This is a genomic window from Pseudomonas sp. P1_C12, from assembly GCF_056406435.1.
The window spans coordinates 1-23,901 of the sequence record NZ_JBFUAE010000013.1; the positions used below are offsets into that span (position 1 = coordinate 1).

General features: G+C 61.4%; 27 protein-coding genes and 1 pseudogene. 5 read left to right on the top strand and 23 right to left on the bottom strand.

All coding sequences use genetic code 11. From position 1 onward, the window contains the following. Nucleotides 1–168, bottom strand: a pseudogene (locus AC1D19_RS20905) (IS110 family transposase); the annotation flags it as partial. A gap of 468 nt (nucleotides 169–636) precedes the next feature. Here AC1D19_RS20905 and AC1D19_RS20910 point away from each other — a divergent pair. Both AC1D19_RS20910 and AC1D19_RS20915 read left to right on the top strand, forming a co-directional pair. Beyond that, complete coding sequence (locus tag AC1D19_RS20910; protein WP_477764424.1) at nucleotides 637–900, top strand: DUF6124 family protein; 264 nt, start codon at nucleotides 637–639, stop codon at nucleotides 898–900. A gap of 98 nt (nucleotides 901–998) precedes the next feature. Beyond that, the gene (locus tag AC1D19_RS20915) at nucleotides 999–1,382 is read left to right on the top strand and encodes a type II toxin-antitoxin system PemK/MazF family toxin (protein ID WP_477764425.1); all 384 of its coding nucleotides are present in this window, start codon (nucleotides 999–1,001) and stop codon (nucleotides 1,380–1,382) included. A 208-nt stretch (nucleotides 1,383–1,590) separates the two neighbouring features. Here AC1D19_RS20915 and AC1D19_RS20920 read toward each other — a convergent pair whose 3' ends face one another. Genes AC1D19_RS20920 through AC1D19_RS21015 form a run of 20 tightly spaced genes read right to left on the bottom strand, consistent with a single transcriptional unit; the run spans nucleotide 1,591 to nucleotide 19,852 of the window. Continuing rightward, on the bottom strand, nucleotides 1,591–2,817 hold the full coding sequence (locus AC1D19_RS20920) for a beta-ketoacyl-ACP synthase (protein WP_477764426.1): 1,227 nt from the start codon (nucleotides 2,815–2,817) through the stop codon (nucleotides 1,591–1,593). Then, on the bottom strand, nucleotides 2,817–3,545 hold the full coding sequence (gene fabG, locus AC1D19_RS20925; protein ID WP_477764427.1) for a 3-oxoacyl-ACP reductase FabG: 729 nt from the start codon (nucleotides 3,543–3,545) through the stop codon (nucleotides 2,817–2,819). Before fabG ends, AC1D19_RS20920 begins: the two co-directional genes overlap by 1 nt. Beyond that, nucleotides 3,542–4,003, bottom strand: a complete 462-nt coding sequence (locus AC1D19_RS20930) for a hotdog family protein (protein ID WP_477764428.1) — start codon at nucleotides 4,001–4,003, stop codon at nucleotides 3,542–3,544. Before AC1D19_RS20930 ends, fabG begins: the two co-directional genes overlap by 4 nt. Further along, the gene (locus AC1D19_RS20935) at nucleotides 4,000–5,196 is read right to left on the bottom strand and encodes a beta-ketoacyl-[acyl-carrier-protein] synthase family protein (RefSeq protein ID WP_477764429.1); all 1,197 of its coding nucleotides are present in this window, start codon (nucleotides 5,194–5,196) and stop codon (nucleotides 4,000–4,002) included. The genes AC1D19_RS20930 and AC1D19_RS20935 overlap by 4 nt, the downstream gene beginning before the upstream one ends. After that, nucleotides 5,193–5,810 (bottom strand): hypothetical protein, encoded by a 618-nt coding sequence (locus AC1D19_RS20940; protein ID WP_477764518.1) that lies wholly within the window; start codon nucleotides 5,808–5,810, stop codon nucleotides 5,193–5,195. Before AC1D19_RS20940 ends, AC1D19_RS20935 begins: the two co-directional genes overlap by 4 nt. Further along, entirely contained in the window at nucleotides 5,810–6,535 is a 726-nt protein-coding gene (locus AC1D19_RS20945) for a class I SAM-dependent methyltransferase (RefSeq protein ID WP_477764430.1), read from the bottom strand. Before AC1D19_RS20945 ends, AC1D19_RS20940 begins: the two co-directional genes overlap by 1 nt. Beyond that, nucleotides 6,532–7,779 (bottom strand): NAD(P)/FAD-dependent oxidoreductase, encoded by a 1,248-nt coding sequence (locus AC1D19_RS20950; protein ID WP_477764431.1) that lies wholly within the window; start codon nucleotides 7,777–7,779, stop codon nucleotides 6,532–6,534. Before AC1D19_RS20950 ends, AC1D19_RS20945 begins: the two co-directional genes overlap by 4 nt. Continuing rightward, nucleotides 7,766–8,923 carry a sodium:proton antiporter gene (locus AC1D19_RS20955; protein WP_477764519.1) on the bottom strand — a complete coding sequence of 386 codons (1,158 nt, stop codon included), beginning with the start codon at nucleotides 8,921–8,923 and terminating at the stop codon, nucleotides 7,766–7,768. The genes AC1D19_RS20950 and AC1D19_RS20955 overlap by 14 nt, the downstream gene beginning before the upstream one ends. Continuing rightward, entirely contained in the window at nucleotides 8,923–11,262 is a 2,340-nt protein-coding gene (locus tag AC1D19_RS20960) for an MMPL family transporter (RefSeq protein WP_477764432.1), read from the bottom strand. Before AC1D19_RS20960 ends, AC1D19_RS20955 begins: the two co-directional genes overlap by 1 nt. Beyond that, complete coding sequence (locus AC1D19_RS20965) at nucleotides 11,246–11,950, bottom strand: outer membrane lipoprotein carrier protein LolA (protein ID WP_477764433.1); 705 nt, start codon at nucleotides 11,948–11,950, stop codon at nucleotides 11,246–11,248. The genes AC1D19_RS20960 and AC1D19_RS20965 overlap by 17 nt, the downstream gene beginning before the upstream one ends. Further along, nucleotides 11,947–12,372 carry an acyl-CoA thioesterase gene (locus AC1D19_RS20970; RefSeq protein WP_477752143.1) on the bottom strand — a complete coding sequence of 142 codons (426 nt, stop codon included), beginning with the start codon at nucleotides 12,370–12,372 and terminating at the stop codon, nucleotides 11,947–11,949. Before AC1D19_RS20970 ends, AC1D19_RS20965 begins: the two co-directional genes overlap by 4 nt. Next, a complete protein-coding gene (locus tag AC1D19_RS20975; RefSeq protein ID WP_477764434.1) occupies nucleotides 12,365–13,909 on the bottom strand; it encodes an HAL/PAL/TAL family ammonia-lyase in 1,545 nt (514 codons plus the stop codon). Before AC1D19_RS20975 ends, AC1D19_RS20970 begins: the two co-directional genes overlap by 8 nt. After that, complete coding sequence (locus AC1D19_RS20980) at nucleotides 13,890–14,831, bottom strand: LpxL/LpxP family acyltransferase (protein ID WP_477764435.1); 942 nt, start codon at nucleotides 14,829–14,831, stop codon at nucleotides 13,890–13,892. Before AC1D19_RS20980 ends, AC1D19_RS20975 begins: the two co-directional genes overlap by 20 nt. Then, complete coding sequence (locus AC1D19_RS20985) at nucleotides 14,828–15,562, bottom strand: glycosyltransferase family 2 protein (RefSeq protein WP_477752140.1); 735 nt, start codon at nucleotides 15,560–15,562, stop codon at nucleotides 14,828–14,830. Before AC1D19_RS20985 ends, AC1D19_RS20980 begins: the two co-directional genes overlap by 4 nt. A 56-nt stretch (nucleotides 15,563–15,618) precedes the next feature. Then, entirely contained in the window at nucleotides 15,619–17,298 is a 1,680-nt protein-coding gene (locus tag AC1D19_RS20990; RefSeq protein ID WP_477764436.1) for an ApeI family dehydratase, read from the bottom strand. Next, nucleotides 17,295–17,840 (bottom strand): COG4648 family protein, encoded by a 546-nt coding sequence (locus AC1D19_RS20995; RefSeq protein ID WP_477764437.1) that lies wholly within the window; start codon nucleotides 17,838–17,840, stop codon nucleotides 17,295–17,297. Before AC1D19_RS20995 ends, AC1D19_RS20990 begins: the two co-directional genes overlap by 4 nt. Next, on the bottom strand, nucleotides 17,837–18,091 hold the full coding sequence (locus AC1D19_RS21000) for an acyl carrier protein (RefSeq protein ID WP_008025124.1): 255 nt from the start codon (nucleotides 18,089–18,091) through the stop codon (nucleotides 17,837–17,839). Before AC1D19_RS21000 ends, AC1D19_RS20995 begins: the two co-directional genes overlap by 4 nt. A 9-nt stretch (nucleotides 18,092–18,100) precedes the next feature. Then, entirely contained in the window at nucleotides 18,101–18,361 is a 261-nt protein-coding gene (locus tag AC1D19_RS21005) for a phosphopantetheine-binding protein (RefSeq protein ID WP_095943238.1), read from the bottom strand. Beyond that, on the bottom strand, nucleotides 18,342–19,151 hold the full coding sequence (locus tag AC1D19_RS21010) for a lysophospholipid acyltransferase family protein (RefSeq protein ID WP_477764438.1): 810 nt from the start codon (nucleotides 19,149–19,151) through the stop codon (nucleotides 18,342–18,344). Before AC1D19_RS21010 ends, AC1D19_RS21005 begins: the two co-directional genes overlap by 20 nt. Next, the gene (locus AC1D19_RS21015; RefSeq protein ID WP_477752136.1) at nucleotides 19,127–19,852 is read right to left on the bottom strand and encodes a beta-ketoacyl synthase chain length factor; all 726 of its coding nucleotides are present in this window, start codon (nucleotides 19,850–19,852) and stop codon (nucleotides 19,127–19,129) included. Before AC1D19_RS21015 ends, AC1D19_RS21010 begins: the two co-directional genes overlap by 25 nt. Before the next feature lie 357 nt (nucleotides 19,853–20,209). Here AC1D19_RS21015 and AC1D19_RS21020 point away from each other — a divergent pair, with 357 nt between their 5' ends. Next, a complete protein-coding gene (locus AC1D19_RS21020; protein ID WP_477752135.1) occupies nucleotides 20,210–20,980 on the top strand; it encodes a ParA family protein in 771 nt (256 codons plus the stop codon). Nucleotides 20,981–21,073: 93 nt separating this feature from the next. On the opposite strand, the gene trxC is transcribed toward AC1D19_RS21020, so the two are convergent. Continuing rightward, complete coding sequence (trxC, locus tag AC1D19_RS21025) at nucleotides 21,074–21,508, bottom strand: thioredoxin TrxC (protein WP_477764439.1); 435 nt, start codon at nucleotides 21,506–21,508, stop codon at nucleotides 21,074–21,076. 194 nt (nucleotides 21,509–21,702) lie between these two features. Here trxC and AC1D19_RS21030 point away from each other — a divergent pair, with 194 nt between their 5' ends. Beyond that, nucleotides 21,703–21,999, top strand: coding sequence for a type II toxin-antitoxin system HigB family toxin (locus AC1D19_RS21030; RefSeq protein ID WP_477764440.1), 297 nt, complete (start codon nucleotides 21,703–21,705; stop codon nucleotides 21,997–21,999). Beyond that, complete coding sequence (locus AC1D19_RS21035; RefSeq protein WP_477764441.1) at nucleotides 21,996–22,397, top strand: helix-turn-helix domain-containing protein; 402 nt, start codon at nucleotides 21,996–21,998, stop codon at nucleotides 22,395–22,397. Before AC1D19_RS21030 ends, AC1D19_RS21035 begins: the two co-directional genes overlap by 4 nt. A 6-nt stretch (nucleotides 22,398–22,403) precedes the next feature. Here the strand turns inward: AC1D19_RS21035 and selO are convergent, their stop codons facing one another. Continuing rightward, nucleotides 22,404–23,867 (bottom strand): protein adenylyltransferase SelO, encoded by a 1,464-nt coding sequence (gene selO / locus AC1D19_RS21040; protein WP_477764442.1) that lies wholly within the window; start codon nucleotides 23,865–23,867, stop codon nucleotides 22,404–22,406. Between the last annotated feature and the right edge of the window lie 34 nt (nucleotides 23,868–23,901).

Here is a 23,901-nt window from a genome sequence, read left to right on the forward strand (position 1 = left end):
CGCACAGGCTTCCATCACCACGATACAACTCGGCACGTTGCCGAAAAGCTGCATCATCTGCGCCCGAGAGAGCTTCTTGCGAAACACCTCGCGGCCTGATTTATCCTGGCCGTGAAGGTGGAAATTATGTTTGCCGAGATCGATACCGATCAGTGCTGACTGGATCATGATGATGGCCTCCGAAAACAAAACACCCTGCGAAAGCGTAGCCCTCGCAGGGTGTGGGGGTGACCATCTCATTAGCCCACCTGTACGGACCTGGAATGTCCAATCCAGCAGGATGCTTCACTCCTAATCGTGGGACATTTCCGAAATCCCTCGCAATGGCTACAGCGCCTTGCGGCGTTGCCTACAACTACTCCAGAATCCGCCGGCTTGTGCGCTTTGAGGGCCATCGGTAGCTTGATCCGGGTCACTGATGGTCAGTGATCGGGTTTAGCAGCTCGTGTCCACAATGAAGCGCATTTGCGCTCCTGATAGGCAGGTATATCCATACCTGCTTTTGACGGTAGCTGTGCGCAGGGCGCCTTCTGGCGCGCCGGTTTCATCGTGGCCCGGTCTGCTAACCTGCGTACAGCTGCCACCCTTTTGATCAGTAGCGATTCGGTGTGGCCCCCACTTTCAGGACGCTGAGTCATGACCAATACGCCAAACCCACCGGATACCGATCCGGACGCGCCACGCCAACCCAGCAACCTCTTCCTCATCGCCCCCGATATCGACAACCACACCCTGCTGGAATACGCCTGCGTGTCGCTGGCATCAGCCAATGTCATGGCGAGTGATTTCGCGAGGAATCTGAACGGAGCGCAGAGCAATACATTGTTGGGGATTCAGCAATCGATCATGTTGGGGGAGCTGGCGGTGAATCGGGTGTTGGATAACCTCGATCCACCCTGAATCACCCAGGGAGCGTTGGGACACTTCGCGTAACGGATCCGGTTTCGCGATTTACCCGATTATTGAGCAGAATCGATTTCTTTAGTTGAGTGCCATGGATGCCACTTCTATATCAACCCAGGGAAGGCAGCGTACTGATTTGTGATTTCAGGGGGTATGAAGTTCCCGAGATGATCAAGATCAGACCTGTTGTCGTGATTCGCAAACACAGAACCAACAACTTGTTGGTGACGGTTGTGCCGCTTAGTACAACCGCTCCAGATCATATGCTTGAACATCATCTGGAGCTGCCGAATCATCTGCAGGGAGCAAGTCCGACGTGTTGGGCTAAATGCGATATGGTTGCCACCGTCAGTCTTTCCAGGCTCGACCGGATCAAGAGCCGAGATCGTCGAGGGAAGCGCACTTACGTCATTTTACAACTTGAAACAGACGAGTTTTTTGCGATCAAAGTCGCGGTGCGAAAGGCCTTGGGCCTGTAATCACAGCAAGTTTGATTGAGGCAGGCCAGTTGCCAGCTGTTGTTCGCAGGATGATTTCGGACAATACTGACGGCGTTCCCGAAAGGGGCTTGTGAGACTCTGAGGATCCTGGGCAACCAGCAATCACAGAGCCAGGCAGGTGAAGGGCGATGACAAGCCGACCTGTCTGTGAAGGGGCGCCGAAAGGCGCCCTTTGTCGTTTCTGGCCTTACGACCAGCGCTTGAAAATCAACGAAGTATTCACCCCGCCAAACGCAAAGTTGTTATTCATCACATACCGGTTACTCATCTGCCGAAACTCGCCGCGCAAGTAGTCGAGCTTGCCGCAATGCGGGTCGACTTCGTCAAGGTTGAAGGTGTGGGCGTACAGGTCGCTGTTCATCATTTCAATGCTGAACCAGGATTCCAAAGCACCGCAGGCGCCGAGGGTGTGGCCGAGGAAGCTTTTCTGCGAGCTGATCGGCATGTGTTCGCCGAACAGGCTGCTGGTGGCCAGGGTTTCGGCGATGTCGCCCTGTTCGGTGGCGGTGCCGTGGCCGTTGACGTAGCCGATGTCCGAAGGTTTCAGCCCGGCGTCTTCCAGGGCCAGTTCCATGGCCCGGCGCATGGTGACTTGTTCGGGGCGGGTGGTGTGCTGGCCGTCGGCGTTGCTGCCGAATCCGACGATCTCGGCATGGATGCGCGCGCCACGGGCCAGGGCGTGTTCCAGTTCTTCGAGCACCAGCATGCCGCCGCCTTCGCCGATCACCAGGCCGTCGCGAGCGGTGTCGTAAGGGCGTGGGCTGCGTTGTGGGGTGTCGTTTTTCAGGCTGGTGGCGTAGAGCGCATCGAAGACCATGGCTTCGGTCGGGCACAGCTCCTCGGCGCCGCCGGCGAGCATCAGCGGCAGGCGCCCGAACTTGATCGCCTCGTAGGCATAGCCGATGCCCTGGCTGCCGCTGGTGCAGGCGCTGGACGTCGGGATCAGTCGACCGGTGAGGCCGAAGAAGATGCTGATGTTGGCTGCCGTGGTGTGCGGCATCATGCGCACGTAGGAATTGGCGTTCAGGCCCTCGGCCACCGAGTTGAGCAGCATGTTGCCGAACGCCTTGATCTCGTCGGTGCTGCCGGTGGAGGAGCCGCAGGCGACGCCCATGCGCCCGTCCTTGATCGACTCGTCGCCCAACAGGCCGGCGTCGGCCAACGCTTGCTCGGCTGCGCCCACGGCAAACCGTGAAACCCGGCCCATGCTGCGCAGTTGCTTGCGGGTCCAATGGCTTGGGACCTTGAAGTCATCGATGGGGCCAGCCAGGCGCGTGTTGAGCTCGGTAAAACGATCCCACTCGTCCATCCGGCGGATGCCGCTACGGTTGGCCGCGAAGTTGCCGACGATGGTCTCCCAGTCGCTGCCCAGTGAGGTGATGCCGGCCATGCCGGTGACGACGACGCGCTTCATCAGCACAGGCCTCCGTTGACGGCCAGAACCTGCCGGGTGATGTACGAGGCTTCCGCCGACATCAGGAAATTCACCGCGCCGGCCACCTCTTCAGGGGTGCCCATGCGTTGTGCGGGGATCATTTTCATCAGTTCTTCCACCGGCACGTTTTCGTCGAGCATGGCTGTGTCGATCAGGCCGGGTGCGACACAGTTAACGGTGATTTTGCGCTTGCCCAGTTCGATCGCCAATGCCTTGGCTGCGCCAATCAACCCGGCCTTGGAGGCGCTGTAGTTGACCTGGCCACGGTTGCCGATCAGGCCGGATACCGAGGTGATGCAGACAATCCGCCCGGCGGCGCGACGACGGATCATCGGCATCATCACCGGGTGCAGCACGTTGTAGAAACCGTCGAGGTTGGTGCGCATCACCACATCCCAGTCTTCCTCGCTCAAGGCCGGAAAGGCTCCATCGCGGGTCAGGCCGGCATTGAGCACCACGCCATAATAGGCGCCGTGGGTTTCCACGTCGGCTTCGAGAATTTCCTTGCAACGGGCGCGGTCGGCCACATCGAACTGCAGGATGCGCGCACGACGGCCCAAGGCCTCGACTTCGGCCTTGACGGCTTCGGCGTCGGCCAGGCCGCTGCGGCAATGCAACACGATGTCGTGCCCGGCCTGGGCCAGGCGCAAGGCGATGGCGCGGCCGATGCCACGGCTGGAGCCGGTGACCAGTATGGATTCAGTCATGACTGGACTCCTTCGGGTTCATGGAGATATTGAGCGGCCTGGGGTGGGCGATACACGTTCAGACGGGCGGTAACGTGGATCCCGGGGGCGTTGATGTGGCACTCGAACACGCCCATGCCGTTGTCGTCTTCCAGGGAGCGAATCCCGTGGATGGTCAGCTCGGTACCGGCCGGAAAACTTTCGACGTTGCATTCGAACTTTCGGCTGCCGAGCAGGAAGCCCAACTCCACCGCATCACCACGCTGGCGCGCATGGCAACCGGCGAAGGCGGCCACGCTCTGGGCCATCAGTTCGATGCCGACCCAGGCCGGCAGGCTGCCGTCGGGGAGGTTGAACAGGCCATCGGGCTTGACGGTCAGGCGCGTGTGGATCTGCTCTTCATCGAACGCCAGGATCTGATCGATAAGGATCATGTCGCCAGCGTGGGGCAGCAATTCGGCGAGCGGCCAGTCAATCATGGGGCGTCTCCGATAATCAGGCTGACGTTATTACCACCGAAGGCAAAGGAATTGCTCATCAGGTAGCGGGGTGCAATGGACGCCAGGCGAGTGGTCGGGGTCACCCATTGCAGTGGCGGCAATTCGGGATCGGGCTGTCCGTCCCAGACGTGGGGCGGCAGGGCATGCTCGCGATTGTCCGGGCTCAGGCTCAACCAGCAGAACGCCGCTTCAAGCGCCCCGGCGGCACCGAGGGTGTGACCGGTCATGGGTTTGCTCGACGAACAGAGAACGCCAGCCGGGAACAGCGTCGCCACGGCCTGGCTTTCCATGGCGTCGTTGTGCTGGGTGGCGGTGCCATGCAGATTCAGATAAGCGATCTGCCCCGGTTGCAGGTTGGCGCGGCCCAAGGCTTTGCGCATCGCTTGCAGGGCGCCACGACCGGTCGGCTCCGGGGCGGAGATGTGATGGGCATCGGAGCTGGCGCCGCTGCCGAGCAAGGCAATCGCTTGGCTGTCGCCCGCACGTCTGGTCATCAGGAACAGCACCGCCGCTTCGCCAATGTTGATGCCATTGCGGTTCACCGAAAACGGATTGCAGCGTTGTTCCGAGACCGCTTCCAGCGCCGAGAAACCGTTGAGGGTCAGTTTGCACAAGGTGTCGACACCGCCACACAGCACCGCGTCGCAAATGCCCAGGTCCAACAGGCGCTGGGCGCTCATCAAGGCCCGGGCGCTGGAGGTGCAGGCCGTGGAAATGACATAGGCCGGCCCGCTCAATTGCAGCCACTCGGCGAGGAAGTTCGCCGGTGCCCCGAGTTCCTGTTGCTGATAGTCGTACTCGGCAGGGAACTGCTTTTCGCGCAGGTAATGCGCCAGGCCCTGGCTGGCCTCGTCGATGCCCGAGGTGCTGGTGCCCAGCACGACACCGATGCGGTCGCGGCCGTAGGTCTGGATCGCGCTGTCGATGTCCGCGCGGATTTGCAGCGTGGCTTCCAGCAACAACTGATTGTTGCGACTGTGATGGCGTGACATGTCGGTTGGAATGCTTGCCAGTTTGCCCTGGACCGCGCCGACCGGCAGCGTGCGTTCAGGCACCCACCCGGTCTGTTCGCGCATGCCGCCGCAGTCGCCGGCAAAGAGCTTGTTGGCCACTTCCTGCTTGTCGCGGCCCAGCGCGCAGACCAATCCGAGGGCATTGAGGTAAGCCGTCATGGCGTTTCACCCGTCAGGGGCGTGACTTGATAGGTCGGACCACTTGGAAACTTCAATTCAAAATTCTGCGGTTGTGCGTAGCGAATGTCCCAGCGCTCGGGCAGGGACCGTTGTCTGCCGTGCTGCCAGGCGTCGGGATAGTTGGCCGCCAGTTCGTCTTTCGGCGTCAGCGCAAACAGCAGCGCCGCGAACAGCTCGCGGGCTCGCGGATTGGGTGGCAAGAAACCATCGGACTCCCAGGTTTTATCGACCAATTTCTGGCGGGCCTGGGGAATGCCCAGCAGGTCCATCATCGACCAGCGAATACCCGCCTCTTCACGCTGGATCACCAGTATCCAGTCCTGGCGATCGTCGGGCTGTAAGAGCTGGATGTGCAGTTGCAGCGGCAACGGCAGATCCGGATTTTTTTCGGGCAGCGGCGCCCGGCCGGCGCAGGCGCTCAGCAGCAGGGCCGCGGCGATTAACAGAAATCGCATAGCACCGGTTACCCCTGTAGGAGCGAGCCTGCTCGCGATGGCGGCTTTATAGTCGACATCCATTTTGACTGACCCACCGCTATCGCGAGCAGGCTCGCTCCCACAGGTTGTGCAGTTCAAGCGACGGGTAATCAACATCACACAGTTCCTTCAAAAGGTTTGCGCGCCACCACATTGACCAGGGTTTCTTCCCGTTGGCCAAAGGGTTTTGGCTTGCACACACCCAATTGTTCGAGCAGGCCGAAGTCTTTGGCGCGGCTCCACCACAGGTACGGATAAGACACGTTTTTCTCGGTAAATTCGAAACCCTGCTGGCGGATCATTTGCAGATACTGCGCGGCGCTTTTCTGCACATGCATGGGGTGGCGGAACAACCAGCGGATCACCCAGGTATCAATGTAAGCCTCGGTGGATTCGGCGAACAGCAGATAACCGCCGGGTTTGAGCACGCGATAGAACTCGGCCAGTGCCTGTTCCTGCTCCACCAGATGATGGAAGGTCTGGTGACAGAACAGCAGGTCGATACAGGCGTCCGGCAGGTTGAGGCTGGCGCAGTCACTGCCGATCAACTCCACTGCCATGCCCTGGCGGGCCGCTTCTGCGCGGCTCTGGTCCAGGCTCTGGGGATCAGCATCGACGCCAATCAGACGACCGGGCGCAAAGGCCTGGTGCAGTAGCGGGAATGACTTGCCCTGGCCGCAACCGGCATCCAGCAACACCGGGCTAACCGGTAGCGCTTCGCTGAACAGGTTGCGCAAATCGTCGATCGCCAACCGCAGCACATAGTGTTGCCAGATCCGGCTGCGCAGGAACCACAAACCGAAACGGGTTTCTTCGACGTAGTGGTCGCTCAAGTAGTTCATGACGCATCCATCGCACAGAACTCCGATATCACCTTCAACCGGCGCCTGGCTTCGCTGACGAACGGGTTGCGTCGGTCCCAGGCGTACCCGGCAAGAATGGAGCTGATCATCCCGCGGATTTCCGGCGAACTGCCCTCATGGAAGATCACATCCTGGAAAGTCCCGGCGTACCAGCCTTCGACATAGCAACGGAACGTGTCGACGCCGCGCTTGAGCGGTTCGGCGAACTCGGTTTGCCAGTCGACGGCTTCGCCTTGCAACTGACGGTGCAACACCCCGGCGGCCATGCTTGCCGAACGCATGGCAATAGTCACGCCGGAGGAAAACACCGGGTCGAGGAATTCCGCGGCATTGCCCAGCAGCGCGAAACCCGGGCCGTGCAGGGTTTTGACGTTGGCCGAGTAACCGCCGATGGTCCGGGCCTCGGTGTCCCACTGCGCATTTTGCAACACGCTGGCCAGGCTTGGCGTCTCGGCGATAAAGCCGCGCAGACACTCGTCCAGATTGTCGCTGCGGCCGGCGAAACGTTCCTCGGCGGCGACCACGCCGACCGAGCAGCGCCCATTGCTGAACGGGATGGTCCAGAACCACACGTCGCGCTGGGACGGATGAGTGGTCACCAGGATCTTGCTGCGGTCGAAGGCCGGGAGGTCGATACGGTCTTCGACGTGAGTGAACACGGCCTGACGCACCGGGAAATTCGACGGTGCCTCGAGGTCGAGCAAGCGTGGCAGCACGCGGCCGTAACCACTGGCATCGAGCAGGAAATCAGCCTCGATGCGGTATTCGCTACCGTCTTCGCGGCGCACGCCGAGCTGCGGTTTTTCCGGGGCATTGTTGACGCTGACGATGGTTTCGCCATAGCGAATCTCCACGCCTTGCAGCGCGGCCTGATCGGCCAGCAGCTTATCGAAATCGGCGCGCTGGACCTGATACGTCGTCGATTTGCCGTGGCTGAACGTCTCGCCGAAGTCGAATGCGCTGTAGCGCTCGCCCCAGGCAAACGCGGCACCGGTTTTCACCTGGAAACCGGCCGCGTTGACGGCGTCGAGCATGCCCGCTTCTTCGACGAAATCCAGGCAATGGGCCAACAGGCTTTCACCGATGGAGAACCGTGGGAAATGCTGACGCTCGATCACCAGCACATCGTGGCCCTTGCACTTGAGCAACGCGGCGGCGATGGCACCGGAAGGGCCGGCGCCGATGACCACGACCTGGCGACATTCCATTTCAACGGTTGGCATGGGGGCTCCTTGCCGGGACAGCGGCTTTCAGGGGGATTCGGTGCATGCCGGTCAGGGCAGGCAGCAGTGTAGCGATCAGGCCCATCAGCATCAGGGCAAAGTACAGCGGCGGGCTGATGAGTTGCTGTTGCAGCAGCAGGTTGAGAAAGACGATCTCACTCAAGCCGCGGATGTTCAGCAGCACACTTTCCCGCCAACGGCTGGCGCCCTGGAACGAGGCCCCGGCCCAGCCGAGGCCGAGCCAGTTACCGAGCAGTTTGCTCAGCATCGGCAACAGCAGCAGGGCCAGCAGTTGCCCCCAGCCGAGGCTGTCGATCGCGTTGTGCACGTTGATCTGCACGATGCCGAATGTGAGGATCAGCGGGATGGCGATGTACGTCTGCAACCGGATCATCCACAAGGCCGGCAACGGCAGCACCAGCGGCGCTTTCAGTGCGGCCATGATCAACACATAGCCGATGCCGAAAATCAGCGCATTGAGCTTGAAGTGTTCGGCGACGACCAGCAGGGCGAAAAAGCTCAGGCTGTAAAGCCATGTCTGGCGCAAGCCGAGCAACCGCAGCAGCACCGGCAGGCACGCGCCGGCCAGCGGCAGCAACAGGCTGCTCAGGTGCAGGCTGCCTTGGGCGATGCCGAACAGGGTCCAGCAGGCGAGGTCGATGAGGATCGCGGTTTGCACCAGTCGCCGGGTGGCGGCGGGTGGGTAATCGATGTGCCGCAGGTACAGGTACAACACCGGAATCGCGGTGATGGCGAACAACAGGCCGACGGCCAGCGAACTGATCCACGGTTGCGCCGGCAACAACCAGACCGCCGTGGCCAGGCCGCAGGCAAACGGAAGGCAAAAGCTGGGCAGGGCGATTTTCAGGCTCTGGCGATCCAGTTGCAGGTCGATCACATCGCTGAGGATGTAGCCCAGCAACAGGGCAAAGCTCAGGCTGTAGAGGTTCTTCAGCCAGCCCGGCGACACCAGCAGCGCACCGCTCAATTGCCATTGGGGCTCGATCCAGAAATACATCAACAGTGGCAAGCCGAGGGTCGCCAGCAACAACTGGCTGACGATGGGAATCAGGCCGAAATGCCGGCCGACACGGGTCGCCACCGCGAACAACGCCAGCGCCATCGCCCAGAACAGCACGACCATCACGCTGCCCGCTCCACGGCCGTGGGCTCATGCACCTGGCGACCGGCCCACGGCGCGAGCAGGAAGCTGAAGATCAGACCGAGGCTCACCGACAGTCCGAAGTTACTCACCGCCGGGGTGCTCGACACCGCCAGCAAACCGAACGACAGCCAGGTGGTCAACGCCGCCAGCAGGGTGCCCAGCAGGCTCACGGCCGCGCCGCCGACCTGTTCGCGCATCAGGATCGCGTAATCGACACTGATCGCCGTCACCAGCAGCAGGCCGAACAGACTGAACAGGGTCAACGGCTGCCCCAGCCAGCCGAGGCTGGCCAGGCTGCACAGCGCTGCCAGCAGTGGCAGGGACACGATGCGCAACGCGCCGCCGAGGCCGAAGGGCAGGATCAGCACCAGCACGATCAGCACGCAGGAGGCGAGTTTCAGTTCCGCGGCACTGATTTGGGTGGCCGCGAACACATTGTTCAATTCACCCAGTCGATCTACCAGTGTCACGCCGGGTAAATCCTCACCCTGGAGCCGCAGCAAGGCAGGGTTGTTGATGCCTTGCAGGCTGACCATCGCCGCCACGCCGTCATCGGTCGGCCCCAGCCACAGGGCCCGGTAGGGTTCTGCCAACGGGCCGGCCAGCGCGGCGTCGATGTCCTCGACAGGCAATGCCTGTAACTTCGTTAGCTCGGCTTGCAGCGCCTCAGCCGGTATGCCGATGTCGAGCAACGGTTGCCAGAACGACGGCAGTTTGCTCAATGCTGCGCGCACCTGTTGCTGTTCGTTCGGCGGGCTGACCAGTTGATTGAGCGACAGATAGCCCTGGAGCTTTTCCAGGCCAATCAATTGATCCAGTCGCTCTCTCAGGGCGGTTTGGCGTTCGAGCAACTGCTGCTGATTGGCGGCGCGTATCAGGAAGAACTGGCTGGTGGGTTGATAGCCGGTGATCCGGGCAATGGTCCGGGCTTCGTCGGTCAATTGTTGCGGCGCGCTGATCCACTGGCGGATGTCGTTTTTGCTGCCGAGCTGTAACAGTCCGCCCACGCAAAAGGCAATCAGCAGCGCCAGCAAGACGGGTGTTTTCGCCTGTTTGAGCAGCGCTTCACGACAGTCCAGCAAAAGCTCGCAAACACGCAATGGCCACTGCGCCGGGCGCAGGTCTACGCCCTTGAGTAATGCCGGCAGCAGGCACACCGCGGACAGATAGGCGCCGAGCAAGCCGGCGGCAGAGAATGCGGCAATCTGGGTCAGCGCCGGGAAGGGGGTCCAGGCCAGGGCCAGATAGCCGATACCGCTGGTGATCAGGCTCAGGGTCAATCCGGGCAAGGTCATGCGCAGGGCAGGCCAGCTGTGCCAGGGTTTCAGGCTCCAGCTCTTGGACAGGTAATGCAGCGGATAATCGACGGCAACACCGATCAGGCTCGAGCCCAGCACCAGCGTCATCACGTGCATATGGCCGAACAACGCCACGCAGGCCACCGCTCCGAAGAGCATGCCGACCACCACCGGCACGAACGCCAGCAAGACGCGCCAGCGCCGGAAGGCCAACAACAGCAACAGCAAAATCCCGACGGTGGCACCGCCCCCGACCCAGGTCATCTCCCGGGCAGCCTGCTGTTGCCCGTTGGCTGCGTACAACAAGCCGCTGGCGGCGAGCAGTTGCACGTCGTGCCGGGCGGCTTCTTCGCGACTGTGCTCGAGCAGGTCGGCCACTTGCAGCGGCAGGTTCATGTCGAAGGCGTTGCCGGTGGTGCGCGCGCGCAGCAGCACCCAGCTCTTGCCATCGGCATCAGCGACCAGGGCGCCGCTGCCGATGTCCAGTTGCACCGAACCGCGTTGCGGCTGGCTGTTCTGGATGCGCCCGGTCAGGCCCAGCCAGTCGTCCTGGCTCGGCACCAGGCTGTAACCGTTGAACGGGTCGAACAACGCCTGCACCCGTTGCTGGATAAAGGTGTCGGGGTGCTCGATCAGCAGTTGTCGGTCCGCCGCCTGGAGCATCGCCAGGCGACCTTGCAGCAACTGCGTGCGCAGTGCCGGCAAGTCGGCTTGCAGGGTCCACTGGACCTTTTCGAATATTCCGCTGGCCTGCCATTGCTCGCCGAGGGTCTGCGCCATGGCGACGGCCTGCTGGCGATCGGTGTGGCCGACCAGCACCAGCATTTCACGGTTCAGCGGTTCCTGCATGCGTTGTTCGGCGCGCAGTTCCAGGGCATCGGGCGCCGTGCCGGGTACCAGTTCCATCAGGTTGGCCGACAGTGGCGCGCCGTCACGCCATTGCCAACCGGCGAGCGCCAGTACGGCCAGCAGCAGGATCAGAAACAGTCGTGGCAGTAACCGTTCACTCGGCAAAGTCATGTTGCTCCGCGTCGCTCAAGGGTTGGGTGCTGGTGCTGTCCTGCATGCGCAACAATGTGCTGTCGCCCTGGGTTTCGAGCAGTTCGATGCTGTGGACCAGTTCTGCGCCGGCAATGTTGATCTGGTTGAACACCTGCTTGAGCAGCATTGAGCGCGGCACCAGCGTGAGCTTCCAGTTCTGTGCATCGCCGCTCAGGGACAATTCGAAATCCCGTTGCAGGCCGCTGCTGTCACCTTGCAGCACGGCCAGGAACAAACGGTTCTGCTCGGCACCGGCGCTTTTGCCCGGCAGCATTTGCCAAACAATGCCGTCACGCCGGGCAATGCCTTTGGCGGTGATGCGATAGTCCTGTTGCAGTGGCGTTTTCAGCAACCACAACAAGCCGTGGTTTTTTGCCAGGACGAACGTGCCCTTGCTGACCAGCGGCTGGGGCAGGGCGCGCAGGTGTTTTTCCTGGGTGAAACTGCCGTGGATCACCTCGGGCCTGGCCAGTTGATCGCTGAGTTGTTGCAGGTCGAAGGCATGGGCTAGTCCAGGAATGCCCAGTAGCACGCAGAACACTGTAGGAGCGAGCTTGCTCGCGAAAAACCTGAGGGCGCCGCGGACTGTCAGGTGCCCGGTGTCATCGTTAACGACCATCGCGAGCAAGCTCGCTCCTACAGGGAAGCGGGAGGGGTAGAAAATCATCGCAGAGCTCTCTCTACGGCGTCGGTGAACACTGTCGGCGAGGCCAGTTGCATCTCGCGGCTGGCGAGGTCGACGGCGACTTGTACCGACATGGCCCGGGTCAAACGTTCGCCGGTTTGCAGGTCGCTGATCAGGTAGTTGATCTTCAAGCGGTTCTCCCACTCCACCAGGTTGGCGCGCACGTTGAGTGTCTGGCCGAACACCGCACCGCGCACGTAGCGCAATTGCAGGTCGATCACCGGCCACGCGTAGCCTGACTCGTTCATCGCCGTGTAGTTGTGGCCGATCTTGTCCAGCAGCGCACAGCGGGCGACTTCCAGGTATTTGACGTAATGGCCGTGCCAGACCACGTGCATGCTGTCGACGTCAAAGAACGGTACGACGATTTCCGTGTCGGTGTAGAGAAATCCCTTGCTACGCATGCAGCCTCCAGTGTTGTTCGGCGATGCGTAGCAGGCACAGGCGCAATTCGCCTTCCAGCGCGCGGTCTTCGATGACCGGTGGGAAGTCCTTGGCCAAGGCTTCATGCATGGCGGCCAATGCGGGTGGCAGTGGTCGTGCATCTTCAGCCTGACCGCGCAGCCAGACACCCTGATTGGCCGCCAGCAGCGTGGCGGCCGCCACCTGTTCAGTGAGCTCCAGCACGCGGATCGCATCCCTGGCGGCAATGGTGCCCATGCTGACTTTGTCCTGGTTGTGGCATTCGGTGGAGCGCGAAAAGACACTGGCCGGCATGGTGTTTTTCAGCGCTTCGGCGGTCCAGGCACTGGTGCCGATCTGCACCGCCTTGAAACCATGGTTGAGCATGGCGCGGTCAGCCGTGGCGCCGGACAGGTTGCTCGGCAAGCCATGGTTATAGCGCTCGTCCACCAGCAGCGCGAGTTGCCGGTCCAGCAGGTCGGCGACGTTGGCCACGAGGTTTTTCAGGCTGTCCATGGCGAACGCGATGTGGCCGCCGTAGAAGTGCCCACCGTGCAGCACGCGCTCGGCTTCGGCGTCGATGATCGGGTTGTCGTTGGCGCTGTTGAGTTCGATCTCGATGAACGAACGCAGCCAGTTCAGGCTGTCGGCCAGTACGCCCAGCACGTGGGGTGCGCAGCGCAGGGAATAACGGTCTTGCAGGCGATGCAAGGGCGCGGTCGGTGCGTCGATGGCCAGATCCTCGCGCAACCACGCGGCGACCTGCATCTGCCCCGGGTGTGGCTTGGCGGCGAACAGGCGCTCGTCGAAGTGCTCCGGGTTGCCTTGCAGGGCGACCACGTTCAGCGCGGTGATGCGTGTGGCCAGATGCAGCAGGTAATCGGCGCGGGCGTACGCCAGGCAAGCCAGACCGGTCATCACCGCGGTGCCGTTCATCAATGCCAGGGCTTCTTTCGGACGCAACACCAGTGGCTGCCAGCCGAGTTCGCGGTGCACATCGGCGGCCTGCCGGCGCTCGCCGCGGAACATCACTTCGCGTTCGCCGGACAGCGTGGCGGCAACGTACGAAAGCGGCGTCAGGTCACCACTGGCACCCACCGAACCTTCTTCCGGAATCAGCGGCAGGATGTCGTGTTCAAGGAACGCCTGCAGGCGCTCCAGCAGCTCCACGCGCACCCCGGAAACACCGTGGCACAACGACTGCAAACGCGCCGCCAGTACCGCGCGGGTGGCCTGGGCGTCGAGCAGTTTGCCCAGGCCGCAGCCGTGGAAGGTGTACAGATGACGGGGCAGCGCCTCGACGTGATGCAGTGGCACCGCGACCACGCAGGAATCGCCATAACCGGTGGTCACGCCGTAGATCACGCCTTCCTTGTCCAGCAGAGAGTCCAGAAAACGCGCGCCCTTGGCGATGCGCTCGCGGTAGGCGGGATCGCTTTGCAACTGCGTCGGCACCTTGCGGTTGGCCAGTGCCAGCACATCTTCAATGCGCAAAGGGCGTTCGCCGAAGGTTACCGGCTCAAGCGTTGGCGTCGTCATCGGTCTTCCAGAAAGGGTAAAAGTTGAACCATTGTTGGGGCGCTTCGAGGCAATAGTGACCCAAGCGTTCGGCGTAGCGGGAGGCCCACTGATGAATGACCTGTTCGCGGTCGCTGCGTTTCCAGGTGATTGCCTCAGCGAACGGCTCAATGGTCAGTCGATAATCGCCGTCGGGCTTTTTCAGGCACAGCAGCAGGTTGACCGGGCATTTCAGCAAACCGGCCAGCAGCCACGAGCCCTGGGGGAACCTGGCCGGATGACCGAGGAAGTCCACGGTCACGCTGCGTCCGCCATGCAGCGGCACGCGGTCGCCGGCAATCGCCAGCCACTCGCCACGCTCCAGGCGCTCGCTCAGTTGCAGCATGATCCCGGGGTCCAGTTCGCTGACTTGAATCAGGCGCAAATTGGTCGCTCCGGCTTCACCCAGCAAACGGTTGAACTGTTCGGCGTGCTTGGTGTGCACCAGCACGTTCATCGTGACCTTCTCGCCGATTTCCGCCAGTGCGCGGCAGACTTCCAGATTGCCCAGGTGCGCGCCCACCAGCATCTGCCCGCGGGCACCGCGCAACTGGTCACGCAGCAGCGCCGGGTCGATGATTTCGATTTGTTCGATGCTCAGCTTGCCGTTCCATACGTCGAGTTTGTCGAGCATGGAATCGGCGAAGGCCATGAACTGGCCAAACACCCGCCAATGGCTCGGGCGTAGCTCGCTGCGTCCGCTCCAGTCGGCCAGGCGTTGTTGATATTGCCAGGCACTTTTGCGTGCGCTGCGACCGAACAGGAAAAAGTACAAGACGATGCCGTACAACACGGGGCTCAGTACCCGACGGCCCAGCACTTTGGCGCCGAAGGCGGTGAGCTTCATCAGCCAGAAACTGCCCCGTTCTTCGCGGTCGGCCCAGTGTTGTTTGTCTGCGCTCATGCCCGCCACCGTCGCCAGAGGATCACTGGCGCCCGCAGCAACATGCCAAAGAACAGCCGCGTGTGCATGCTGGAAATCAGCACGTTGTCGTGGAACATCCGAAAATGCGAAACGCCGTCCAGCGGGTAATGGACTTTGGTTTGCAGCCATTGCATCGGCAGATTGCGCCAAGCCAGGCGCACCAGGATGTCCGAGTCGAAGTCCATGCGCTTGCCGATTTTCGCTGACTCGATCAACGCCAGAACCGGTGGCAATGGGTAGACCCGGAAACCGCACATGGAGTCGCGAATCTGCAACGACAGGGTGTTGATCCAGACCATGACGTGGGTCAGGTAGCGCGCATACAAACGGCCTTTCGGCACGCTGGCGTCATATAGCGGATAACCGCAAATCACCGCCTGTGGGTAGCGGCGTGATTGTTCGATGAAGCGTTTGACGTCCTGCAAGTCGTGCTGACCATCGGCATCCACCTGCAAGGCATGGCTGAAACCCAGGCGCGAAGCTTCGCGCAAGCCGGTCATGACCGCGCCACCCTTGCCCTGGTTTTCGGCGAGGCGGATCAGGTAAACCATTTCACGCTGGGCCAGGCGATCCAGCACCCGGGCGCAGCGCGGGCTGCTGGCATCGTCCACCAGAATGCACGGCAGATGGCTGGCGATCAGGGCATCGACCACCGTGGTGATTGCGTCTTCGTGGTTGTACACCGGGATGATGGCGCAGGGGCTATGCATGTTGGCTCACCTCTTCGGGACCGAGGTGTCTGCATCGCAAGCAGCACTCACCCAGCTTATGCATGCGCCACCTCCAGCAAGATCCGCCCGCTTGAGCAAGTGGCGGTTTCGTTGCGATAGGCGAAGTACAGTTTGCCGCGTACCGGGTCAAAGCGCAGGTGCAGCTGGATTTCATCCCCCGGACGCACCAGTTGCTGAAACTTCAAGACTTCCATGCCAGCGAATTTTTTCGGCAGGTTCATCAGTTGCTGGCCCAGGCTCAGCGCCCAGTCCACCTGCACCACGCCAGGCAACACCGGCGCCTTGGGGAAGTGGCCGCTGAAATAGGCCAGGTCCGGAGGAACGGCCAGTTGCAGGCTCCACTCGCCATGGCTTTCGACTTGCTCCAAGACCTCCGGCGCTTTGGGGCGCGGTGCCAACAGCAAGGCATCGACGTCGGCCTGGGGCAGTTTGCCCTGAGTGTTCGTCGGCAGTTGTCGCAGCAGGCGCCAGCGTCTTGGCAGGGCCAGTGCTTCGCAGTGTTGGCTCAGGTGTTGGCGCAATTGCTCGGTGAGACTGCGTCGGCCCTGATTGCGCAGCACATGCAAACCGGCCTCGCTCAGCACCAGCAACGCTCCCAGGGAGGCACGGTTTTCCTGAATGACACCGAGCCGCGCTTCGACGACCCAGTCATGGGCTGTCAGCGCCTGTTCCAGCATTGGCAGCGAGATGCGTTTTTCTTCCAGTTTGACGATCCGGTCCAGTCGCCCGAGCAATTCGAAGCGCCCATCGACGGCGATGCGCGCCGAATCGGCAGTCTGTTCGACATGACCGCCAGGCAAGTAGGGCGAAGCGATCAACAGCGCGCCATCACTGTCTTGAGTCAGCGTGACTTCGGCAAAGGGCCGCCAGAGTTCAGCGCCCTGACGCCAGGCGATTCCGCCGGTTTCCGAACTGCCGAAAATTTCCGTTGGCCATTGCCCCAGACGTTCGTGAAGGCTCTGTGCGGCCTCGACCGGCAATGCACCGCCGGAGGAAAAAACCCGGCGCACTGAGCTCAAGGCAGGCCAGTCGAGGTTGTCGCCCATGCGCTTGAGCAACGCCGGGCTGGCCACCCAGGCGAAGGCCGGGTACTCGCGGCTGGCGCGTTGCAGGTCTTCCGGAAAGGCCAGCTGCCGACGTACGAACGGGCGCCCGGCGCACAGCGGCCACAGCACCCGAAACAGCAGACCGTAGATGTGCTGGGTGGCGACGCTGCCAATGATGCACGCCGGGCCCAGATCAGCGCCCCACAGCTGCTCCAGGGCTTCGACTTCATTGGCCAGTTGGCGCAGGTTTTTTTCGATACGCTTGGGTTCGCCACTGGAGCCGGATGTGCACAGGCTGAGTTGGCAGTTATCCAGGTCCAGCGCGGCGGCACTGAGCGGCGGCTGTTGGAGGTCGCCAAGGTGCACATCGTCGGGCTGATCGCTCAGCCACAGATCGACTTCATCTGACCAACGTTGGCGAGTCTGCGGTTGCAGGTCAGACGGCAGCAACACACTGACCCCGGCACGCCAGGCGCCAAGCAACGCGATCGCCAGATCGGCGGCATCCTCGAGGTGCACGGCCATCTGCCGGACACCCCGGGCTTGCAGGCCGGCGGCCAGGCGCAGCGCCTGCTCGCACAGTTGGGCGTGATCCAGTGCCGGAGCGGTCGCTACGGCGCGCTCCGGCGGAGCCTTGAGCAGCAGGTGCTCAAGTTTTATCCAATTCATGGGCGGCCTCGTACCCTTAGTCTTATCAGCCATTCAATGGCAAACATCAGGCCTATCAATCCGTAGGAAATCAGGCCGGTGTACAGCGTCCACCAGCTCAGCGGCGCCCAGAGGGTCAGGGCGGCGGCGCACACACCGTTGCAGAGAAAAAAAACGCTCCAGGCGATGGTTACCTGACGGGTATAGCGAATGCCCTCGGCCGGCAATTGCGGCTCGCGTACCCGGGCCAGGCGTTCAACGATCGGTGGGCCGAATGTCAGGCTCGATCCGAACAGCGCCAACATGAAGGCGCTGATCAACACCGGATACCAACGCAACAGCGCCGGGCTGTCGAACAGTGCCAGCAACAGGCAGAACACAATGGCCACCGTGGACATCCACAGGCTGCCAGGCCGACGTTTGCCGGTCAGTGCCCGGGCCAGCCACAGTCCGCCCAGCAGCAGACCGAACTGCCACGGGGCGAAATGCTCCATGCCGAAATACACCGCAAAGGGATACAAAAGGCCTGCCAGCAGCAGGCCGAGGCCAATCAGTCGATTCATGCGGCCGGTTGAACCAGACGGTAGACCGCCTCGACCACGTCACTGACGGTACGCACCGATTTGAATTCTTCGGCGGCGATTTTCTTGCCGGTCTGACGTTTGATGTGATCAATCAGGTCGACCGCGTCGATGCTGTCGATTTCCAGGTCCTGATACAGGTTGGAATCCAGGCTCACACGCTCAGGGTCCAGTTCGAAGAGCTCGACCAAGGCATCGCGCAGGGTGTTGAAAATGTCGTCACGAGTTTGCATGGTCCGGTCTCAAGCTGCCTGTTTTGCGGTGACGAACGCCGCAAGGCTCGCCACGTTACTGAAGTGATTGCGTGTGTCCTTGGCATCGGCGTCGATCTTGATGCCGTACTTTTTCTGGATGGCCAGGCCCAGTTCCAGTGCGTCCACCGAGTCCAGGCCCAGGCCTTCGCCGAACAGCGTCTGTTCGTTGCCGATGTCTTCGGCGCTGATGTCTTCCAGGCCAAGGGCGTCGATAATAAGCATTTTGATATCACGGTGCAGATCGCTCATCTTCGGCGAGCTCCTTAATAAAGTAAGAATGTAGATATTCGTTGAGCCTGCGCGAGGCCTGCGGAGCCGGCCCCTGCGTGGCGAAGGTCTGTGGGTCTATATCGGCCCCGACCCGGAAACTGAAGTGCACGCGCCGCTTGGGGATGCGATACCAGGGTTCGGCCTTGGTCAATGTGGTCGGGCTGACCTTGATGATGACCGGGGTGAGGATTTTCGCACCACGCAGGGCGATTGCCGCGCCGCCCCGATGAAAGGCCGGCGCCTGGCCGGGCCGAGTGCGCGTCCCTTCGGGGAAAATGATCAGGGTCTGGCCGTCTTTCAATGCGTCGGCAGCCGCGTCGAGCATGTCCATGCTGCCGTCGTTGCTGATGTATTCGGTGCATCGCAGCGGCCCGCGGGTAAAAGGGTTTTCCCAGAGGCTTTGCTTGACCACGCAGTTGGTGTGACGCACCAGGCCGATCAGAAACACCACATCGATCAGCGATGGGTGATTGGCAATGATCATTTGCCCGGGGCGACCGAGTTTTTCCGCGCCTTCAATGGTGTAGGTCAGTACGCCGGTGCGGGCCATGAAACGCACGAAAATCCAGAAACAGCGGCTGACCGTTTGCCGGGCCCGCAGCCGATGGGTCCGGGCGTCGCCCGGCAGGCAGTTCAGCACAGGGAAAATCACCAGGCGCAGGCACAGCCCGCCCAGCCCGAACAGGGCAAAGCTCGCGGCGGTGGCCAGCAAGCGCCAGTAATAGGCGTCGCGGTTTTTCTCGGTCACGGGTTGCGTTGCCAGGTCCATACACGATTTTTCCAGGCATGTTGGCAGGTGGTTTGCTGGCCGAGCAGCATACGCAACAGATTCAGCGCGTGTGGCCAGCGGGATTTGGACAACACATCCGAGGGGCTGTTCAGGGACAACTGCCAGTCGGTACCGGGGGTGATCAGCAGGCCGACGGCATAAGGGAACGGCACGTCGTCGATCCAGGTTGAGTAAGCCTCGGGCGGCTGCTCTTCGGTGACCACCAGCAGTACCGCGCGAGCGCCTTCAGCCAGCAGCGCGGCAGCTTCCAGCATGCCGTGTTCCAGGCCATCGCCTGCGGCGGCCAGGGCCGTCATTTCGCTGGTTTCCCCCCGCATGATCGACCACAAGCCAATGATCGCGTTATGCACCGACAAGCTGAACCGGGTCGGCGACAGCGGCTGATCGGCGGCCAGATCACTGAGAATGTCGACGGTGCGGGGCGTTTCGCCGTGACGGGAAACAAAGACCAATGGCAGATCCTGCCGACCTTCTGCCAATGGCCAGCCGACACTGAAGGCCATCCGCGCCAGGCGGCTGAGCCGGCGGCGCTGCATGGCCGGCAGAAAAGAAACGTCGGGAGCGGCATCGCTGTCCGGCAGCACGGCCGGTTGTCGGCTCCAGGCCTGCCAATCGCTCACGCTTTCAAGCCCTGGGGCCCAGGCGCGCCATTGGGCGATGTTGAAGTTGATCACAGACATTCATCCCACCCTCACGGGCTTACTTGACGCGGGGGAGTGGCCGAGGGCCGAGACTTACCCTGCGTGGCGTTTGGCGCCGAGTGGCGCGCATTATCCCGGTGCCGGGAACGTGTAGCAAATGCTGGTTACATTTTGCTCAATAAGATGAAGCGGCTGACTCGAAAAAATTGAACGATTGGTAACTATTCACAAGGTTTTTTGCTCCGTCTGTCGGTTCTGGCGTCGAATCACCGAGCCGTTCAGGGCTTTTCAAGCAAGAGAAGGCAACTGACTGTGTAGTCCCTGTGCCGACAAGGTAGCGAAGCAACGCGGTGGACCACTACACTCGGTCATTCTTTGGTACACGGAGGTTTTGACATGCGGCGCGTGGTGTTCAATCAGAAAGGTGGCGTTGGCAAATCCAGCATTGCCTGTAATCTGGCGGCGGTCAGTGCCAGCGAGGGTTTTCGCACCTTGTTGGTGGATCTCGATGCCCAGGCCAACTCCACTCAATACCTGACGGGGCTCACCGGTAACGATATCCCGATGGGCATCGCCGACTTCTTCAAGCAGACGCTGTCTTCCGGGCCGTTCTCCAAAAAGAATCAGGTCGACATCTACGAAACCCCGTTCGATAACCTCCATGTCATTACCGCCACCGCCGAGCTGGCGGACTTGCAGCCAAAGCTTGAGGCCAAGCACAAGATCAACAAGCTGCGTAAGTTGCTTGAAGAACTGGGCGAAGACTATGACCGGATTTACCTCGATACTCCGCCCGCGCTGAATTTCTATGCGGTTTCAGCGTTGATTGCCGCCGATCGTGTGTTGATTCCCTTCGATTGCGACAGTTTTTCACGCCAGGCACTGTACGGCCTGATGGCCGAAATCGAAGAGTTGAAGGACGACCATAACGAAGGCCTGGAAGTCGAAGGCATCGTCGTCAACCAGTTCCAGGCCCGCGCCAGCCTGCCCCAGCAAATCCTCGACGAACTGATCGCCGAAGGCCTGCCGGTGTTGCCGGTGTACCTGGCCAGCTCGGTACGCATGCGCGAATCCCACCAGGCCAACACGCCGCTGATCCATCTCGACCCGCGGCACAAGCTGACCCAGCAATTCGTTGAGCTGCACAACTTGCTGGAAAACGCCTGAAGATCAAAAGATCGCAGCCTGCGGCAGCTCCTACAGATTGGGCGCTGATGTCCTTGTAGGAGCTGTCGCAGGCTGCGATCTTTCCGGGCTGTCTCAGATCCCCTGGCTACGCAACCAGCCCATCAGTTGCGGTAACGGGAAAGCCCCGCTCTGCCGGGCGACTTCCCGGCCGTTCTTGAACAGGATCAGGCTCGGAATCGAGCGAATCCCCAATTGCGCCGACAACTGCTGGTTCGCCTCACTGTCCAGTTTGGCCAGCCGACACTTGCCCTCCAGTTGCCCGGCTGCCTGCTCGAACACCGGCGCAAACGACTTGCACGGCCCGCACCAGTCCGCCCACACGTCCACCAGCAGCGGCAGATCGCCCTTGATCTGGCTGGCGTAGTCGCCTTGCTTCAATTCAAACGGCTTGTTCAGCAGGACTTCGGCCTTGCAGCGACCGCATTTTGGATGATCGTCGAGACGCGTGGCGGGAATGCGGTTGAGGCCGTTGCAGTGGGGGCAGGGGATGTGGAGTGGGTCGGTCATGAGCGATATCCAATGGGAAGCTGATAACACCTAGTTGGAGACGTTTGCTCATGTTTTCAATCGCGCAGTGTCGGGCGATGAAACCAGGCTGGGTCGTGCCGAGCCACACCGCTGGTCTGTCAAGGATTATCGCAACTTGCGATATTTTTGATCTGTGATTAACTCACCATAGCAAAATGCGATAAGGATGTTGCATGCATGTTCTCACCGAAAAAAGAGTACGTGAAGCCAAGGCCAAATGGCCAATGGCAGCCAACGCGCTGGATCATTGGTATCAATTAGCCAAAGGAAGCAAACCGCCGGATTTTGCGGCGATGAGAGCCACATTCCCTGCTGTCGACAAGGTAGGTGAGTTTCACGTTTTCGATATTGGTGGCAACAAGTTGCGGCTGATAGCTTTTGTCAGATATCGATCGCAAAAGCTTTATATCAAGCATGGGCTGGATCACCGCGAATATGACCGCGGCAAATGGAAGGAGGAAAGAGCATGAGTGTCCTGATCAAAAGAGCTGCCGAGCACTGGGAGTTCGTCTCACCGCTGCTTCGAAAGCCGCAAAGCGAAGATGACTATGACCTGCTGGCGCATGCGCTGGACGAGTTGCTCGAGATGACCGGCGATGATGAGTCCCACCCGCTGATGAGTCTGGTGGATATCATCGGTGACTGGATTGAGGAGTGGGACCATAAGCATCACCCGATGCCGAAGCCTGGCGGGGTCGAGGTTCTTGGCTACTTGATGCGTGAACACGGCCTGAGTCAGAGTGACCTGCCTGGCATCGGCCCTCAGTCTGTGGTTTCCGAGATTCTGAGTGGCAAGCGCCAGCTCAACCTGCGACAGATCCGCTGGCTGGCCGAGCGCTTTGGTGTGTCGGCAGAGGTCTTTATCTGACTCGCCTCACGACGAACAACTGATCTCCAGATGCTTGCCCCACTCCGGTGGTCGCTCGGCATAACTTTCCATCCCCGGTTGTTCCACGAACGGATTGCTCAGCACCGCGTGCAGTCGGCGGACTTCCGAGTAGTCGCCGTTCTGCGCCGCCTCGATGGCCTTTTGCGCCAGGTAGTTGCGCAGGATGTACAGCGGGTTGACCGCGTGCATCCGCTGGCTGCGCTGATGTTGATCAAGCGTGCCTTCACGGGCCACCCGGGCGACGTAGAGTTCGCCCCAGGCATCAAAGCCCTTGAGGTCGACGAAGTCGTCACGCAAGCGGGTGATGGCCTGTTGCGGTGCTTCATCACCCAGGCGACGGAAAAACAGGCTGTAGTCGACGCCGCTGTTTTGCATCAGTTGCAGCAGGCCCTCCAGCAACTTCTGGTCGTCGTCTTCAGCAGTGGTCAGGCCGAGGCGGCGGCGCATCAGGTCCAGGTAATGGGCCTGGAACAGCGGCAGGTACAGGCCGAGGGTTTCGCGCAGGGCTTCGACGCTGATGAACGGCGTCAGGGCCTGGGCCAACGCGCTGAGGTTCCACTGGCCTATCGGCACCTGGTTGCTGAAGGAGTAGCGGCCCTGGTCGTCGGAGTGATTGCAGATGAAGTTGGCGTCGAAGTCGTCGAGGAAGGCGAACGGGCCGAAGTCGAAAGTAATCCCGAGGATCGACATGTTGTCGGTGTTCATCACCCCGTGGCAGAAGCCATAGGCCTGCCATTTGGCGATCAGTTCGGCATTGCGCTCGACTACTTCGCGGAACATCGCCAGGTACGGCTCTGGTTGTTCCAGGCACTCCGGGAAGTGCATGGCCAGCACGTGATCACCCAGCTCTTTCTGCTGCTCCGGGCGCTTGGTGTAGTAGAAATATTCGAAGTGCCCGAAGCGCACATGGCTCGGCGCCAGGCGCAGGACCATGGCCGCGCGCTCCTGCTTTTCGCGCCACACCGGGGTGTCGGAGCCGATCACGCACAGGGCGCGGGTGGTCGGGATGTTCAGGGCATTCAGGGCTTCGGACGCGAGGAATTCGCGGATCGACGAACGCAGCACCGCCCGGCCGTCGCCCATGCGTGAAAACGGTGTCTGGCCGGCGCCCTTGAGGTGCAGGTCCCAGTGTTCGCCGGCCTCGTTGTACACCTCGCCAAGCAACAGGCCGCGACCGTCGCCCAGTTGCGGGTTGTAGGCACCGAACTGATGCCCGGAATAGACCATCGCCCTTGGGATCGCGTCGGCCCAGAGCTTGTGGCCGCTGAACAGTTCGGCGAACTCCGGGGTTTCGGCCACGGCCGGGTCGAGGTCCAGCAGCGCCATGGCGGCGGGGCTGGCCACGACCAGGCGCGGATTATCGATGGGCTCGGGCAGCACATGGGCGGAAAACGCATCGCCCAGGCGGTCGAAACGGTTATCGAAAGTGAGTTCGTCGAGGGCTTTCAAGGGCCGGCTCCAGCAGAATGTCCGAGCATTCTGC

Coding starts and splice junctions, on each gene's coding strand:
- AC1D19_RS20910 (WP_477764424.1), top strand. CDS start 637: ATGACCAATACGCCAAACCCACCGGATACCGATCCGGACGCGCCACGC.
- AC1D19_RS20915 (WP_477764425.1), top strand. CDS start 999: ATGCCACTTCTATATCAACCCAGGGAAGGCAGCGTACTGATTTGTGAT.
- AC1D19_RS20920 (WP_477764426.1), bottom strand. CDS start 2,817: ATGAAGCGCGTCGTCGTCACCGGCATGGCCGGCATCACCTCACTGGGC.
- fabG (WP_477764427.1), bottom strand. CDS start 3,545: ATGACTGAATCCATACTGGTCACCGGCTCCAGCCGTGGCATCGGCCGC.
- AC1D19_RS20930 (WP_477764428.1), bottom strand. CDS start 4,003: ATGATTGACTGGCCGCTCGCCGAATTGCTGCCCCACGCTGGCGACATG.
- AC1D19_RS20935 (WP_477764429.1), bottom strand. CDS start 5,196: ATGACGGCTTACCTCAATGCCCTCGGATTGGTCTGCGCGCTGGGCCGC.
- AC1D19_RS20940 (WP_477764518.1), bottom strand. CDS start 5,810: ATGTTGATTACCCGTCGCTTGAACTGCACAACCTGTGGGAGCGAGCCT.
- AC1D19_RS20945 (WP_477764430.1), bottom strand. CDS start 6,535: ATGAACTACTTGAGCGACCACTACGTCGAAGAAACCCGTTTCGGTTTG.
- AC1D19_RS20950 (WP_477764431.1), bottom strand. CDS start 7,779: ATGCCAACCGTTGAAATGGAATGTCGCCAGGTCGTGGTCATCGGCGCC.
- AC1D19_RS20955 (WP_477764519.1), bottom strand. CDS start 8,923: ATGGTCGTGCTGTTCTGGGCGATGGCGCTGGCGTTGTTCGCGGTGGCG.
- AC1D19_RS20960 (WP_477764432.1), bottom strand. CDS start 11,262: ATGACTTTGCCGAGTGAACGGTTACTGCCACGACTGTTTCTGATCCTG.
- AC1D19_RS20965 (WP_477764433.1), bottom strand. CDS start 11,950: ATGATTTTCTACCCCTCCCGCTTCCCTGTAGGAGCGAGCTTGCTCGCG.
- AC1D19_RS20970 (WP_477752143.1), bottom strand. CDS start 12,372: ATGCGTAGCAAGGGATTTCTCTACACCGACACGGAAATCGTCGTACCG.
- AC1D19_RS20975 (WP_477764434.1), bottom strand. CDS start 13,909: ATGACGACGCCAACGCTTGAGCCGGTAACCTTCGGCGAACGCCCTTTG.
- AC1D19_RS20980 (WP_477764435.1), bottom strand. CDS start 14,831: ATGAGCGCAGACAAACAACACTGGGCCGACCGCGAAGAACGGGGCAGT.
- AC1D19_RS20985 (WP_477752140.1), bottom strand. CDS start 15,562: ATGCATAGCCCCTGCGCCATCATCCCGGTGTACAACCACGAAGACGCA.
- AC1D19_RS20990 (WP_477764436.1), bottom strand. CDS start 17,298: ATGAATTGGATAAAACTTGAGCACCTGCTGCTCAAGGCTCCGCCGGAG.
- AC1D19_RS20995 (WP_477764437.1), bottom strand. CDS start 17,840: ATGAATCGACTGATTGGCCTCGGCCTGCTGCTGGCAGGCCTTTTGTAT.
- AC1D19_RS21000 (WP_008025124.1), bottom strand. CDS start 18,091: ATGCAAACTCGTGACGACATTTTCAACACCCTGCGCGATGCCTTGGTC.
- AC1D19_RS21005 (WP_095943238.1), bottom strand. CDS start 18,361: ATGAGCGATCTGCACCGTGATATCAAAATGCTTATTATCGACGCCCTT.
- AC1D19_RS21010 (WP_477764438.1), bottom strand. CDS start 19,151: ATGGACCTGGCAACGCAACCCGTGACCGAGAAAAACCGCGACGCCTAT.
- AC1D19_RS21015 (WP_477752136.1), bottom strand. CDS start 19,852: ATGTCTGTGATCAACTTCAACATCGCCCAATGGCGCGCCTGGGCCCCA.
- AC1D19_RS21020 (WP_477752135.1), top strand. CDS start 20,210: ATGCGGCGCGTGGTGTTCAATCAGAAAGGTGGCGTTGGCAAATCCAGC.
- trxC (WP_477764439.1), bottom strand. CDS start 21,508: ATGACCGACCCACTCCACATCCCCTGCCCCCACTGCAACGGCCTCAAC.
- AC1D19_RS21030 (WP_477764440.1), top strand. CDS start 21,703: ATGCATGTTCTCACCGAAAAAAGAGTACGTGAAGCCAAGGCCAAATGG.
- AC1D19_RS21035 (WP_477764441.1), top strand. CDS start 21,996: ATGAGTGTCCTGATCAAAAGAGCTGCCGAGCACTGGGAGTTCGTCTCA.